Source organism: Streptomyces sp. NPDC014891 (assembly GCF_043081085.1).
GTDB lineage: Bacteria > Actinomycetota > Actinomycetes > Streptomycetales > Streptomycetaceae > Streptomyces.
On record NZ_JBIBWF010000003.1, the window covers coordinates 344,797 to 357,816 of the forward strand.

General features: G+C 72.5%; 11 protein-coding genes and 1 tRNA gene. 4 read left to right on the forward strand and 8 right to left on the reverse strand.

The window, feature by feature from the left end:
- Positions 1-152 precede the first annotated feature (152 nt).
- The 5 genes from pntB to ACF09E_RS09895 all read right to left on the reverse strand — a co-directional run bounded on the left by pntB (position 153) and on the right by ACF09E_RS09895 (position 7,305).
- Positions 153-1,571 (reverse strand): Re/Si-specific NAD(P)(+) transhydrogenase subunit beta, encoded by a 1,419-nt coding sequence (gene pntB / locus ACF09E_RS09875; protein WP_392204680.1) that lies wholly within the window; start codon positions 1,569-1,571, stop codon positions 153-155.
- Between the two features lies 1 nt (position 1,572).
- A complete protein-coding gene (locus ACF09E_RS09880; RefSeq protein WP_392204681.1) occupies positions 1,573-3,099 on the reverse strand; it encodes a Re/Si-specific NAD(P)(+) transhydrogenase subunit alpha in 1,527 nt (508 codons plus the stop codon).
- A gap of 244 nt (positions 3,100-3,343) precedes the next feature.
- Complete coding sequence (locus tag ACF09E_RS09885; protein ID WP_392204682.1) at positions 3,344-4,615, reverse strand: acyltransferase; 1,272 nt, start codon at positions 4,613-4,615, stop codon at positions 3,344-3,346.
- A 2-nt stretch (positions 4,616-4,617) separates the two neighbouring features.
- On the reverse strand, positions 4,618-6,816 hold the full coding sequence (locus tag ACF09E_RS09890) for a bifunctional polysaccharide deacetylase/glycosyltransferase family 2 protein (protein ID WP_392204683.1): 2,199 nt from the start codon (positions 6,814-6,816) through the stop codon (positions 4,618-4,620).
- A gap of 252 nt (positions 6,817-7,068) precedes the next feature.
- Positions 7,069-7,305, reverse strand: a complete 237-nt coding sequence (locus tag ACF09E_RS09895) for a hypothetical protein (protein ID WP_392204684.1) — start codon at positions 7,303-7,305, stop codon at positions 7,069-7,071.
- 362 nt (positions 7,306-7,667) lie between these two features.
- On the opposite strand from ACF09E_RS09895, the gene ACF09E_RS09900 reads away from it, so the two are divergent.
- A complete protein-coding gene (locus tag ACF09E_RS09900; protein WP_392204685.1) occupies positions 7,668-8,618 on the forward strand; it encodes a glycoside hydrolase family 16 protein in 951 nt (316 codons plus the stop codon).
- 150 nt (positions 8,619-8,768) lie between these two features.
- Here the strand turns inward: ACF09E_RS09900 and ACF09E_RS09905 are convergent.
- A tRNA-Pro gene (locus ACF09E_RS09905) sits at positions 8,769-8,842 on the reverse strand.
- Between the two features lie 250 nt (positions 8,843-9,092).
- Here ACF09E_RS09905 and ACF09E_RS09910 point away from each other — a divergent pair.
- On the forward strand, positions 9,093-9,515 hold the full coding sequence (locus ACF09E_RS09910) for a DUF309 domain-containing protein (RefSeq protein WP_392204686.1): 423 nt from the start codon (positions 9,093-9,095) through the stop codon (positions 9,513-9,515).
- A 3-nt stretch (positions 9,516-9,518) separates the two neighbouring features.
- Here ACF09E_RS09910 and ACF09E_RS09915 read toward each other — a convergent pair whose 3' ends face one another.
- Together ACF09E_RS09915 and ACF09E_RS09920 are read right to left on the reverse strand one after the other, a co-directional pair.
- Positions 9,519-9,926, reverse strand: coding sequence for a DUF488 domain-containing protein (locus tag ACF09E_RS09915; RefSeq protein WP_392204687.1), 408 nt, complete (start codon positions 9,924-9,926; stop codon positions 9,519-9,521).
- 29 nt (positions 9,927-9,955) lie between these two features.
- Positions 9,956-10,636, reverse strand: a complete 681-nt coding sequence (locus ACF09E_RS09920) for a TetR/AcrR family transcriptional regulator (protein ID WP_392204688.1) — start codon at positions 10,634-10,636, stop codon at positions 9,956-9,958.
- A gap of 201 nt (positions 10,637-10,837) precedes the next feature.
- Between ACF09E_RS09920 and ACF09E_RS09925 the strand changes: the two genes are divergently transcribed.
- Positions 10,838-11,644, forward strand: coding sequence for a phosphatase PAP2 family protein (locus tag ACF09E_RS09925; RefSeq protein ID WP_392205008.1), 807 nt, complete (start codon positions 10,838-10,840; stop codon positions 11,642-11,644).
- Positions 11,641-12,906: a DMT family transporter gene (locus ACF09E_RS09930; protein ID WP_392204689.1), complete on the forward strand. Its 1,266-nt coding sequence runs from the start codon at positions 11,641-11,643 to the stop codon at positions 12,904-12,906. The genes ACF09E_RS09925 and ACF09E_RS09930 overlap by 4 nt, the downstream gene beginning before the upstream one ends.
- Positions 12,907-13,020 lie beyond the last annotated feature (114 nt).

Sequence of the window (13,020 nt, forward strand, 5' to 3'; positions counted from 1 at the left end):
TCTCTCCCGCGCCCCCGCTTCCCGGTCACGTCGATGGTCACCCGGAAGCCCGGCCCCCGCACGGGCACGGGTCCACCCGGACCACCCGCCAGGGGTCCGGCCGACCGCCTACCGGTCCCGGCCCTCGCCCGTGCTTCCTCCCTCTCCCCCGCTCAGAGCGCGCCGACGATGTCCTCGACGCGGGCCTTCGCGTCGCCGAAGAGCATCGAGGTGTTCTCGCGGAAGAACAACGGGTTCTGCACGCCCGCGTAGCCGGAGGCCATGGAGCGTTTGAAGACGATGACCCGGCCCGCCTCCCAGACGGTGAGGACGGGCATGCCGGCGAGTGGGCTGGAGGGGTCGTCGGCGCCGGCCGGGTTGACGGTGTCGTTGGCGCCGATGACCAGGACGACGTCGGTCTTCTCGAAGTCCTCGTTGATCTCGTCCATCTCCAGGACGATGTCGTAGGGGACCTTGGCCTCGGCCAGCAGGACGTTCATGTGGCCGGGCAGCCGGCCGGCGACGGGGTGGATGCCGAACCGTACGTCGACCCCCTTCGCCCGGAGTTTCGAGGTCAGTTCCGCGACGGGGTACTGGGCCTGGGCGACGGCCATGCCGTAGCCGGGGGTGATGACGACGGAACGGGCCGAGGCGAGGAGTTCGGCGGTGGACTGCGCGGTGATCTCCGAGTGCTCGCCGTAGTCGACGTCCGAGCCCGCCGGGGCCTCGATGCCGAAGCCGCCGGCGATGACGGAGAGGAAGGAGCGGTTCATCGCCCGGCACATGATGTACGACAGGTAGGCGCCGGAGGAGCCGACGAGGGCGCCGGTGACGATCAGCAGGTCGTTGCCGAGGAGGAAGCCGGAGGCGGCCGCGGCCCAGCCGGAGTAGCTGTTGAGCATGGAGACGACGACCGGCATGTCCCCGCCGCCGATCGAGGCGACCAGGTGCCAGCCCAGCGCGAGCGCCAGGGCGGTGACGGCGATCGGCAGCCACAGCGCGGGCGCGCTGACGAACCACACGGTCAGGACGAGGAAGAGGCCGAGCGCGCCGAGGTTGAGGGCGTTCTTCCCCGGCAGCGTCAGCGGCCTGGAGTCGATCTTCGCGGAGAGTTTGAGGTAGGCGACGATGGAGCCGGTGAAGGTCACCGCTCCGATGAACAGCCCGATGAACACCTCGGCGTGGTGGATGCCCAGGGTGCCGAGCGCGTCCAGGGCGCGGGCCTCCTCGCCGTCGGGCCGGTGCTCGACGTCGAGGTAGCCGTTCCAGCTGACGAGGACGGCGGCGAGGCCGACGAAGGAGTGCAGCAGCGCGATCAGCTCGGGCATGCCGGTCATCTCGACGCCGCGGGCGCGCTGGAGGCCGATCAGCGCGCCCGTCAGCATGGCCGCGGCCATCAGTCCCAGGCTCGCCGCGCCGATGTCGCCGTCGACGGCGAGCACGACCGTGGCGACGAGCGCGACACCCATGCCCAGCATGCCGAAGGCGTTGCCGAGCCGGGCCGACTCGTGCCGGGAGAGTCCCGCCAGCGCCAGGATGAACAGCAGCGCGGCGACGAGGTAGGCCGCCTGGGCGGCAAGGTTCGCAGACATGTCAGCTCCGGTTGAACATGGCGAGCATGCGACGCGTCACCGCGAAGCCGCCGAAGACGTTGATACTGGCCAGCAGGATCGCCACGGCCGACAGGACCGTGACGACCGTGCTCCCGTGCCCGATCTGCAGCAGCGCGCCGACCACGATGATCCCGGAGATCGCGTTCGTCACCGACATCAGCGGTGTGTGCAGGGCGTGGTGGACATGGCCGATCACGTAGTAACCGATCACGATCGCCAGCACGAACACCGTCAGGTGGGGCAGCAGCGCCGCGGGCGCGAACCCGGCGGCGAGGAACAGCAGCAGCGCGGCCAGCGCCACGGCGCCGAACCTCCGGCCCGCCGTCGGCGGCTTCCGCACCGCCGGCTCCGTCGCCGCGGGGACGGGGGGCGCGGGGGCGGGGGCCGCCGAGACCTGGACCGGCGGAGGCGGCCACGCCGACGCGCCGTCACGGACCACGGTGATCGAGCGCTGGACCGGGTCGTCCCAGTCCAGGACGAGCCGGCCGTCCTTGTCCGGGGTCATCAGCTTCAGCAGGTTCACCAGGTTCGTGCCGTACAACTGCGAGGCCTGGGCGGGCAGCCGCCCCGCCAGATCGGTGTAGCCGAGGATCGTCACCCCGTTCTCCGTGACCGTCCTCGCGCCCTTCACGGTGCCGACGACGTTGCCGCCGTTGGCCGCGGCCATGTCGACGACCACCGACCCCGGCTTCATCCCGGCCACCATCTCCGCCGTGATGAGCACCGGCGCCGGACGCCCCGGGATCAGGGCGGTGGTGATGACGATGTCGGCCTCACGGCACTGCGCCGCGTACAGTTCCGCCTCACGCGCCTTGTAGTCGTCCCCCATCTCCTTGGCGTAGCCCGTCTTCGAGACCTCGACCTCCGCGGACGCGATCGACAGGTACTCGCCCCCCAGCGAACGGACCTGGTCGGCGACCTCCGGCCGCGGGTCGGTCGCCCGCACCACCGCGCCGAGCGAGCCCGCCGTCCCGATCGCCGCAAGACCGGCGACCCCCGCGCCCGCCACGAGCACCCTCGCCGGCGGCACCTTCCCCGCGGCGGTCACCTGACCGGTGAAGAACCGCCCGAACTCGTGCGCCGCCTCCACCACCGCCCGGTACCCCGCGATGTTCGCCATGGACGACAGCACGTCCATCGACTGCGCCCGGCTGATCCGCGGCACGGCGTCCACCGACAGGGCCGTGAACGGCCTGCGGCCCAGGTCCTCCACCATCGCCGGGTCGAACGCGGGCGCGAACAACGCGATCACCGTCGCCTCCGGCCGCACCCCGTCCAGCTGCCCGGGACCGGGCGCGTTCACCCCGAGGACCACGTCCGCGGCCACCGCGTCCCCGATCCTCGCGCCGGCGGCTTCGTAGGCGCTGTCCGTGAACCCGGCCGCGGCCCCGGCACCGGGGTCGACGACGACCTCGTACCCGAGCTTGCGGACCTGTTCGATCGTGGCAGGCGTGGCCGCGACACGCTTCTCACCGTCCCGCGCTTCTTTGAGAACTCCGACGATCACGAGTCTTCTCCGTTCAGAGCCGGTTGCCGCGAACGACCTTCCCCTGATGCGCCGTCGCACCGGGTTCCGGTCCGGATCAGCATCGGGCCGCCCCCGCCCCGACCGGAAGGCCACCCGTCGTCCCATGATCGGGGAGACGACGACCGAGGAGAAGCACGCAACCCCGAAAACCCGGGACGGCCGTTCCCTCCCCCGGGGGAGGGAACGGCCGCCGGGCGGTCCGGGCTCGGTGATGGGCCGCGGGTCAGGCGCCCGCTCTGCGCCGGCCCCGTACGCGGCGCGGGTACGGGAAGAGGCGGGGTCGGCGCTTCGCGGCCACGTCCTCCACCCAGCCGGAGGCCAGGACCAGCAGGCCGATCAGCGGGATCGCCACCAGCAGCGGGAACCACTGGCTCATCAGCAGCCACTGGAAATGCTCGTAGACGAAGCCGACGGACCAGAGGGGGTCGATCAGCGGGATGGCGACGACCAGCGCGGCCACGTGCCAGAGGTAGACGCTGACCGCGCGGGAGTTGAGCAGGCTGATCAGGCCGTTCCAGCGTTCCAGCGGCCGGGGCCACTGCTCCCAGGAGGGGCTGACGTGGAGCAGGATCGCGACGAAGCCGAAGGACCACAGGGCCTGGGCGATCGGCCAGCTCTCGATGTCGGTGTGCACGGTCGGATCGACCGGGCGGGTCTGCAGGTACCACCAGCCGGCCACCATGATCAGCGGCGCGACCGACGGCACGACGTACTGCGGGATCTTCTTCAGCAGGCCTTCCTGGTGGGCCATGCCGAGGTTCCAGCAGGAGCCGAACATCGCGAAGTCGCTGAGGTTCTCCCGGACGCGGCCGTAGAGGAACTCCTGGTCGACGAGGAGCGTGTTCAGCACGACCGTCACCACGAGCGGCACGGCCAGCGTCACGACCGGCATCCGCCGCAGCGCCCACAGCATCAGCGGGGACAGCAGGACGTACCAGAGGTACGCGCGGAGGTACCAGAGCGGGACGACGACCTGCTCCGCCCAGCCCGGCTCCACGAGACCGCCGAAGCCGTTCAGCGACTCGGCGTACGGCGGAGTGCTCAGCGGTACCAGCCAGAAGAGCAGCTTCCCCCACCACCACTCGGGATGCCCCTCGGCGTCGGGGCCCCAGCCGTCGATGATCTCCAGGGTGAGGACGACCGCGCCGAACAGCCACATCGGCGGCAGCAGCCGGCGCATGCGGCCCCGGACGACGCCGAGGGCGGGACGGCTGAGCGAGCGGGTCATCAGCGATCCGGCCAGCGCGAACATCACACCCATCGACGGGAAGACGACGGGCAGCCAGAACCATCCGAAGTTGTGGTAGACGACCACGCGGACCAGCGCCAGCGCGCGCAGCAGGTCGAGATAGCGGTCCCGGCCGGACCGGCGCGGGGCCGGAGCCGCCGGCTCCGGATCCGGCTCCGGCTCCGGGTGGAGCTCCGGCCGGAAGGCGTCGGGGATCCTCAGCCGCAGGGTCTCCTGGTTTCGCCCGAACTCGAAGGACGCGGTCATGGTCAGGCCTCCACCGGTGCGGCGACCTCGCCGGTGCGCCGGAGCTTCTGCCAGCGCAGCCGGCCACCGGTCAGCGCGGTGATCGTGGACTGCAGCAGGACGATGTACATCAGCTGCCGGTAGACCAGTTGCTGGATCGGCAGGCTGATCAGATGCAGCGGCTTCTCGCCGTCGAGCCGGAAGGCGTACCAGGACAGCACGGCCTGGAGCAGGATGAAGCCTCCCCAGCTGGCGAGGGTGATCGGGGCGTCCGCGAAGAGCACCCCGTACAGCAGGAACAGGTCGACCAGCGGGGCGAGCAGCGGGGCCACCACGCCGAACAGCACGACGAGCGGCAGCCCGAGGCGGCCGAAGCGGCCGGCCGGGCCGCGGGAGGTGACGGCGCGGCGGTGCTTCCACATCGCCTGCATGGAGCCGTAGCTCCAGCGGTACCGCTGGGACCAGAGCTGCTGGAGGCTGGCGGGGGCCTCGGTCCAGGCGCGGGCGCGTTCGGCGTAGACGATCCGCCAGCCGTCGCAGAGCACCGCCATGGTGATGTCGGTGTCCTCGGCGAGGGTGTCGTCGCTCATCCCGCCGACCCGCCGCAGGGCCTCCCTGCGGAAGGCGCCGACGGCGCCGGGGATGGTCGGGATGACGTTGAGCATGTCGTACATCCGGCGGTCCAGGTTGTGGCCGAGGACGTACTCGATGTGCTGCCAGGCGCCGATGAGGCTGTCGCGGTTGCCGACCTTGGCGTTGCCCGCGACGGCGCCGATGGTCCGGTCGCCGAACGGCTGCACGAGTTCGCGGACGGTGGACGGCTCGAAGACGGTGTCGCCGTCCATCATCACGATGATGTCGTACGACGCGGCGGCGATGCCGGTGTTGAGCGCGCTGGACTTGCCGCCGTTGGCCTGGCGGATCAGCCGGACGAAGGGCAGGTCCATCTCCTCGACGATGTCCGCGGTGCCGTCCGTCGAGCCGTCGTCGATGACGAGCACCTCGATCGGGTAGTCGCTGGCGGCGAGGGAGTTCAGGGTGTTCGCGATGCACTCGCGCTCGTTGTAGGCCGGGACGAGGACGGTGACCGGCTCGGTCACGGGCGCTCCCCAGGCGTCGCGCCGCCGGGCGCGCCGGGCGTGCAGGGGGGCGAGGACGAGCATCAGCGCGAAGCGGCCGAAGTTGAGGAAGCCGACGACGGCCAGCAGGGCGACCAGCACCGGCAGGGTGAGCACGGCGGCCTGGGTGGCCCAGATGTAGCCCTTGCCCGCCCACAGCTGGTAGCCGTGCACCGGCACGGTCGCGTCGGTGGCGCCGAGGGCCTCGGAGATGGTGGCGAAGCGGTATCCCTCGCCCTTGAGCTTCACGATGATCTGCTCGAGCGCGGCCAGGGTCTCGGCCCGGTCGCCGCCGGCGTCGTGCAGCAGGATCAGTTCGCCTTCCCCGGGCTTGCGGGGCATCGCTGCCTTGACGATCGCGTCGACGCCGGGGCGCTTCCAGTCGTGGGTGTCCCGGTCGATGAACGCGGTGAGGTAGCCGTGGGATCCCACGTACTTGATCACCGGGTAGTTCCAGTCGTCGAGCGCGGAGGCGTCGGAGGAGTACGGCGGGCGGAACAGCGCGCTGTGGACGCCCGCCACACCGGCCAGCGCGAGCTGCGTCTGCGCGAGTTCCCAGCTGATCCGGGCCTCGGACTGGTAGGCGAGGTCGGGGTGGGTGAAGCTGTGCACGCCGATCTCGTGGCCGCCCGCGACGATCTGCCGGATCAGCTCGGGGTGGCGGGTGGTCATCGCGCCGGTCACGAAGAAGTCGGCGCGGATGTCGTGGGACGCGAGCACGTCCAGGATCTTCGGGGTCCACTCCGGCGACGGGCCGTCGTCGAAGCTCAGGACCACGGTGTGGTCGGGGATGCGGTAGCTCGCCGGGCGCTCGTTCTTCTCGCCGCGGGCGTCGATGATCGGGCCGCCCTTGAGCAGGTTCTCCGGCACGGTGGTCTTGTCGACCGAGGTCGCGACCCGGGTGTCGTGGAACGCCTCGTTGGTGGCGAGACCGCGGAGGACGAGCAGCGCGAGCAGGCAGGCCAGCAGGGACAGCGGCATGAAGAAGCGCAGCGGTGGAGCAGCCAGGCGGCGCGGTCTCAGCAGGGACTGCCGACGGCGCTGACGCTGGTGGCGGGACAAGGACGCTCCTGGAGATGGGTGGTGCCGGGGGGGGGCGGGCATGCCCGGCCCGGACCGCGGGGGTTGCTCCGGGCGGCCGGGTGGTCCCGGTTCGCGAGGGATGGGTGTGGTGCTCGGCCGGACGGGCGGACGTCGTGACCGTGGGTCCCGCCGACGTGGCGACCGAGGTGACCCGACGCGCCGGACCGTGCGGCCGTCGCCGTGACAGTCGATGCGGTCGTCGCCGCGACAGTCGGAGGTGGCCGTCGACGGGACGGCCGAAGTCCGTGGGCGGGGTGTCGGCGTGCCGGCTCGCTAGAGCAGGGAGGGTGCCAGCGGGCCCATGACGGGCTGGTAGGAGGGTTTGGGCGGTATCTCCATCGCGGGGGCGTCCGACTGCATGCCGATGAGGCTGCTGCCCATGACGGCCGCGAGGATCGCGCCGAGCACGGAGACGGGCCAGCCGAGGCGGCGCATCAGCCGGCTGCGCAGACCGGACTGGTCGACGAACACCGGTGCCGGAGCAGGCTCCCAACGATGCGATTCGGCCACGACGGAAGGGACCGCGGGGAACGTTTCGGGTCCGAAGGGTGTGGCGACTTGGCGCATGATCTGTGGCCTTTTTGTGCAGAGTGGGAGACCGCTGAAGCGTAGAGCGGACCGTAGCGCATGACACACAGCGATTGGTGTGCGTTGTGCACATTTGACATGATCCGATCGAATCTCGTAACCGGATCGGTATGCCAACGGGCCTGACCGGACCGATGGATGACCGCGTCCCGAGCAGCGAGCGGGATGGCTTGAATCCTTCGCTAGGATGACCGCTCGATTCCTGCGATCGGCGATCGATCCGCATGCGATCCGCATGCGACGGGCGTGTCCGGTCACCGCCTCTACGCCCCCAAGGAGCCCGTGTGAGCCTGCCTCGCCGCACCTCTCGTCGCCGAGCGTGGACCGCGCTCGCCCTGCCCGCCGTCCTGTGCGCGCTCGCCGCGTGCTCGGCCGACCCCGCGACCGGCGGCAGCGCCGACGCGGCCGCGCCCGCGCGGGAGACGACTCCGACGCCGACCGGACCGCCGGGAACCCTCTTCGACGACTTCGACTACACCGGCGCCGACGACCCCTCACTCGCCGCGAACGGCTGGGAGATCCGAACCGGCGGGGGCGGCCCGGGCGTCAGGGACAGCTGGAGCGCGGACGGCGCCGCCTTCCCCTCCGACCCGGCGGCCCAGGGTGGCAGGGTCCTCCGGCTGCGCTCCACCACCGACGGCACCGCGCAGGGCACCACGCAGACCGAGGTGCAGACCACGGGCGGGAACTTCCTCAACGGGACCTACGCGGCCAGGATCCACCTCAGCGACAGGCCCACGAGCGGTCGCAACGGCGACCACGTCGTCCAGACCTTCTTCCCGATCTCCTCCTCGGACTCCTCGGAGAAGTACAGCGAGCTGGACTTCGAGTACCTGCCGAACGGCGGCTGGGGCACGCCGGGTCCGCGGCTCGACAACGTCAGCTGGTACCGGGCCGACCCGCCGGACCGGGTCCACAAGACCCAGAAGCGGCGGCTCGGGGGCTGGCACACCATGGTGATCACCGCGACGGACGCGAAGGTCGTCTACTCCCTGGACGGGGAGGAACTCTTCACCAGCTCCGGGAAGTACGTCGCGCGCGAGCAGATGGACATCCACTTCAGCAACTGGCTCATCGACCTCCCCTTCACGGGCGGCCCGCGCACCTGGGACATGAAGGTCGACTGGGTCTACTACAAGGCCGACGAGGCCGTCACGCCGGCCGAGGTCCAGGAGACGGTGGACGGCTTCCACGGCGAGGGCACCGCCTACGTCAACACGGTCCCGAAGCCCTGACACCCCGCGGCCGCGCCTTCCGGTTCCCCAGGGCGCGGCCGGGGCACCACCCCGCCGCCCCGGATCCGACGGCCGCCGCACTCCCCGGAAACGATTCAGGGGCCGTTTCAGATTGCTCTGAAACGGCCCCTGATCTGCGACTTCGAAAAGTCGGGACGACAGGATTTGAACCTGCGACCCCTTGACCCCCAGTCAAGTGCGCTACCAAGCTGCGCCACGTCCCGATGCGCGTCTCCGTGGGGTTCCCCCCGCGGCGCCGTGCAGGGAAAACACTACCTCACTCCGCCGGGTGGATTGACGCACGGGCTGTCACCGCGCCGCATGTGGCCAGGGATGTTGCCCGGGGGCGGCGACAATGGACGGGTGAACCGGACAGCCAGTGGGCCTGGCAGGGATCGTGACGAGGAGGGGCGGGCTCGGAGTGCCCGGCCGCGGGACGGGCTCGGACGGCCGTTGCCGTACGGGGCCGAGGGCGTGCCGCGGCAGCCCGAGGGCGTCGTCCGGGCTCCCACGGAGAGTCTGCGGGAGGCGCAGCGGCTGCTGGACGCCGGGATGCCCTTCCACGCGCACGAGGTCTTCGAGGACGCCTGGAAGTCCGGGCCCGCGTCGGAGCGGGACCTCTGGCAGGGGCTCGCCCAGCTCGCCGTGGGGCTCACGCACGCCGCCCGCGGCAACACGGCGGGCGGGGCGCGGCTGCTGCGCCGCGGCGCCGACCGGCTCGCGGCCGGTCCGGGCGCGCCCGGCGGCACGGCCGCCGCCGCCCACGGCATCGACATCGCCGGACTCGTGGCGTGGGCCCGGGAGTTGGCGGAGCGCACCTCCGCGGCCGGCGGCGGTCGTCCGCCCGTCGTCGACGCCGCGGCCGAAGCGCCCCGTCTGCGGCTCGGCCCGGCCTGACGGTCACGCCGAGGGGCCCGCGCCCAGCTCCTCCAGCAGCACCGACGTGTGGCTCTCCGAGGGCTCCTTCGTCGCCGTGAGGAGGGTGATCGTCCCTTCCGCCGCGAGCAGCCTCAGGCGGTCGAGGGCCGGCCGGGCCTCGGGAGCCGCCAGCTCGGCCCGGTAGCGGCGGCGGAACTCCTCGTACCCGCCCTCGGTGCCGTGGTACCAGCGGCGGAGTTCCGTGGACGGGGTGAGCGCCTTGGGCCACTCGTCGATGCGGGCGTCGGTCCTGGCGAGTCCGCGCGGCCAGAGGCGGTCGACGAGGACCCGGACGCCGTCGTCCGGCGAGGGGGGCTCGTAGATCCGCCGGACGCGGACGTGAGGGGCCGGCGGGGCGGGGTCTGCGGGGTCTGCGGGGTCTGCGGGCATGGTTCAAGCGTGACGGACCGGCCCCCGGCTCACCCCTCGACGCGCAGCGCCGGAAGGAGGACGGCGTCCACGAAGGCCCGCATGGTCGTGGCGTCCGCGAAGCGGTCCTCGAAGAGTCGCTCGATGCGCAGCATGCCCAGGAAGCAGGGGGCGACGAAGCCGATCGCGGGGTTGTCGGCGTCGACCTCCCCGCGCGCGACCGCCCGGGCCACGACCTCGTCGATCGCCGCGACCTCGGGGGCGATGACGGTCTCGCGGAGCGCCGCGCGCAGGTCGGGATGCTGGATGAAGGCCTGCGCCACGGCCTCCATGAGTTCGGCGTCGCGCTCGCGGTGCGAGGCGGCGATCCGGCCGGCCTCGCGCAGGTCGCCGGCGAGGGTGCCGGTGTCGATCCCGGTGAAGACGGTGCAGCGGCGCCGGGCGAGCGCGGCGGTGACGAGCTGCGGCTTCGTGCCCCACTGCCGGTAGAGGGTGGCCTTGCCGCACTTCGTGCGGGCCGCGACGCCCTCCATGGTCACCGAGTCGTAGCCGCCCTCGCGCAGGAGGCAGAGCACGGCGTCGTACAGCTCCGTCTCGCGCTCCGGCGTGATCTTGCTGCGGCGGGCGCCGGCGGCCTCCGCGGACGCCTGCGCGGGCGCCGGTTCCGACGCCTCCGTGGACTGCGTCCCGGACGCGGACGCCGGCTCTGCTGTGGACGCGGACGTGGACATCGATCCCTCCCGGACACCTCTGTCTCTGCACATACGAGAGTAGGGGGTGCACAATCGAGACGCAAACGTATCGATACGCTTGCGTCTCGATGAAATCGGATCTAGGCTCACTCCGTTTGTTGGCGATATGACGGATTAGAGGGCCGTGCGATGGCTTCCGGGATACGCGGGATACGAGGACCACGTCCTGCTGGATCGGGGCTGACGCCTACCCCCGGGACCGAGTCACACGGGAACGGCGGAGGCGACGACGGCGCGTCCGTGCGGCCTCCCCTGCTGCGCGAGCTCGCGCTCGTCACCGCGCTCTTCCTCGTCTACAAGTTCGGCCGGCTCTTCGCCAACGGCCACGAGGCCCGCGCCTTCCGGAACGCCGACCGCGTCTGGGACGCCGAGCGCGCGCTGCACCTTCCGGGCGAGGGAACGATCCAGCAGCTCCTGCTGCACGGCGAACCGCTGATCCGGACCGCGAACACCTACTACGCGGCCGTGCACTTCCCCGCCACGATCGCCTTCCTGGTCTGGCTGTACCTGCGCCGTCCCGCCCACTACGTGTGGTCGCGCCGCGTCCTCGCACTCGTCACCGGCGCCGCGCTGGGCCTGCACCTGCTGATGCCGCTGGCGCCGCCCCGGATGCTCGCGGCCAGCGGACTCGTCGACACCGCGCGGGTCTACGGCCCCTCGGTGTACGGCGCGACGCCGGAGACCGACTCGATGGCCAACCAGTTCGCGGCCATGCCCTCGCTGCACTTCGGCTGGGCGTTCATGGTGGCCATCGGCCTGATCGCCGCCACCCGCTCCCGGTGGCGCGTCCTGTGGCTGCTGCACCCGCTGCTGACCCTGCTCGTCATCGTCGGCACGGCCAACCACTACTGGTTCGACGCGCTCGCCGCCGCCGCGCTGCTCGGTCTCGCCCTGCTCGCCGTCCGCGCCCCCGGCCGCCGGACGGCGCCCCCACCCGTACCCCGTCAGGCCGGTCCGGCCGCCCTTCCGGTCGGAGCGCTCCGATGAACCCCGTCACCGGCACCGTCGTCGCGGTGCTCCTCTCGCTCGTCTCCGCCGCCGGATACGCGCTCGCCGCCGTCGCCCAGTCCCGGCTCGCCGCCTCCCCCGTCCAGGACGAACGGGGGGCGCTGCGCGGGCTGCTGGCCCGGGGGCAGTGGTGGTCGGCGGTCGGCCTGAACGCCGCCGGAGCCCTCGCCCATGTCGCCGCCCTGCACTACGGGCCGCTGACGCTCGTCCAGCCGCTCGGCGCGCTGACCCTGGTGGCCGCGCTGCCGCTCGGCGCGTACGCGGCCCGGCGCCGGGTGACCCGCACCGAGTGGCGCGGGGCCCTGTGGACCCTGGCCGGTCTGGTGGGGCTCGTCGCCGTGACGGGGCCCACCGCCCCCGGCGAGGCGCTCAGCCTGCGCGAGTCCCTGGTCGTCGCCGCGGCGACGGCGCTCCTCATCGCCGCACTCGCGTCCGGCCGGCGCCCGTCGGGCGCGAAGGCTCCACGCGGGCTCGGGCACGCCACGGCCTCCGGGATCGCCTCGGGCGTCGCCTCCGCGCTCACCCAGACGCTGACGGCCGCGTTCGCACTGGAACTCCCCGGCGGGAAGCCGGCCTGGTGGCAGACCGCGCTCCTCGCGGTGCTGATATCCGGCTTCGCGACCGGCGGCCTGCTGCTCTCCCAGGCCGCCTACCGCGGCGGCCTCGCGGCGCCGCTCGCCGTGGTCAACCTCTCCAACCCGGCGGCCGCGGCGATCATCGGCGTGGCGCTGCTCGGGGAGACCTTCCGCGCGGGCGCCTGGGGCTGGTTGGTCGCGGCCGGCGCGTCTCTGGTCGCGGCGCGCGGCGTGGTGCTCCTGACGAAGGGGAGCACCCCGGACGCACCCCAGGCCCCGGACCTCCCCGTGCCGACGCCGACCTCGGACCTCACCGCTCCGGCCCCGGACGTCCTCATGTCGGCCCCGGACCTCATCACTCCAACGCCGGACCTCCCGGCGCCGGCGACGCCCCTCCCCGCGCCGGCGGCGAACCCCGCACCCGGACCGACGGCCGCCACGAGCGACGCCGTGGTGATCTCCTCGCCGGTGAACGGGGCCTCCACGCCCGCGCGTACCGGCGTCCGGCAGATCCTGGGGTCGGTTCCGACACCCCGCTCGACCGGTCCCGCCACCGCCCGTTCGGCCTGCCCCGAGCCGGCCGCGACCGAGCCGCTCGCGGCACCGTCCGGCCTCACCGACGCGGACGCCCCGGACCCTCTCCCGGTGCCCGCACCGGCCGGCTGAGAAGCCGCCGGGCCCCACGGCGAGGCCGCGCCGACCGAGGGCCGCCAGGCCCCGCGGCGCCTCCGCACCCACCGGGTGCCCCGTTCGCGCAGGCGCGGAGAGCGCCCCTCGAAT

Excerpts from the sequence above, each read along its gene's own strand:
- pntB (WP_392204680.1), bottom strand. The coding sequence starts at position 1,571 with ATGTCTGCGAACCTTGCCGCCCAGGCGGCCTACCTCGTCGCCGCGCTG.
- ACF09E_RS09915 (WP_392204687.1), bottom strand. The coding sequence starts at position 9,926 with ATGCCCGCAGACCCCGCAGACCCCGCAGACCCCGCCCCGCCGGCCCCT.
- ACF09E_RS09890 (WP_392204683.1), bottom strand. The coding sequence starts at position 6,816 with ATGCCCGCCCCCCCCCGGCACCACCCATCTCCAGGAGCGTCCTTGTCC.
- ACF09E_RS09920 (WP_392204688.1), bottom strand. The coding sequence starts at position 10,636 with ATGTCCACGTCCGCGTCCACAGCAGAGCCGGCGTCCGCGTCCGGGACG.
- ACF09E_RS09885 (WP_392204682.1), bottom strand. The coding sequence starts at position 4,615 with ATGACCGCGTCCTTCGAGTTCGGGCGAAACCAGGAGACCCTGCGGCTG.
- ACF09E_RS09930 (WP_392204689.1), top strand. The coding sequence starts at position 11,641 with ATGAACCCCGTCACCGGCACCGTCGTCGCGGTGCTCCTCTCGCTCGTC.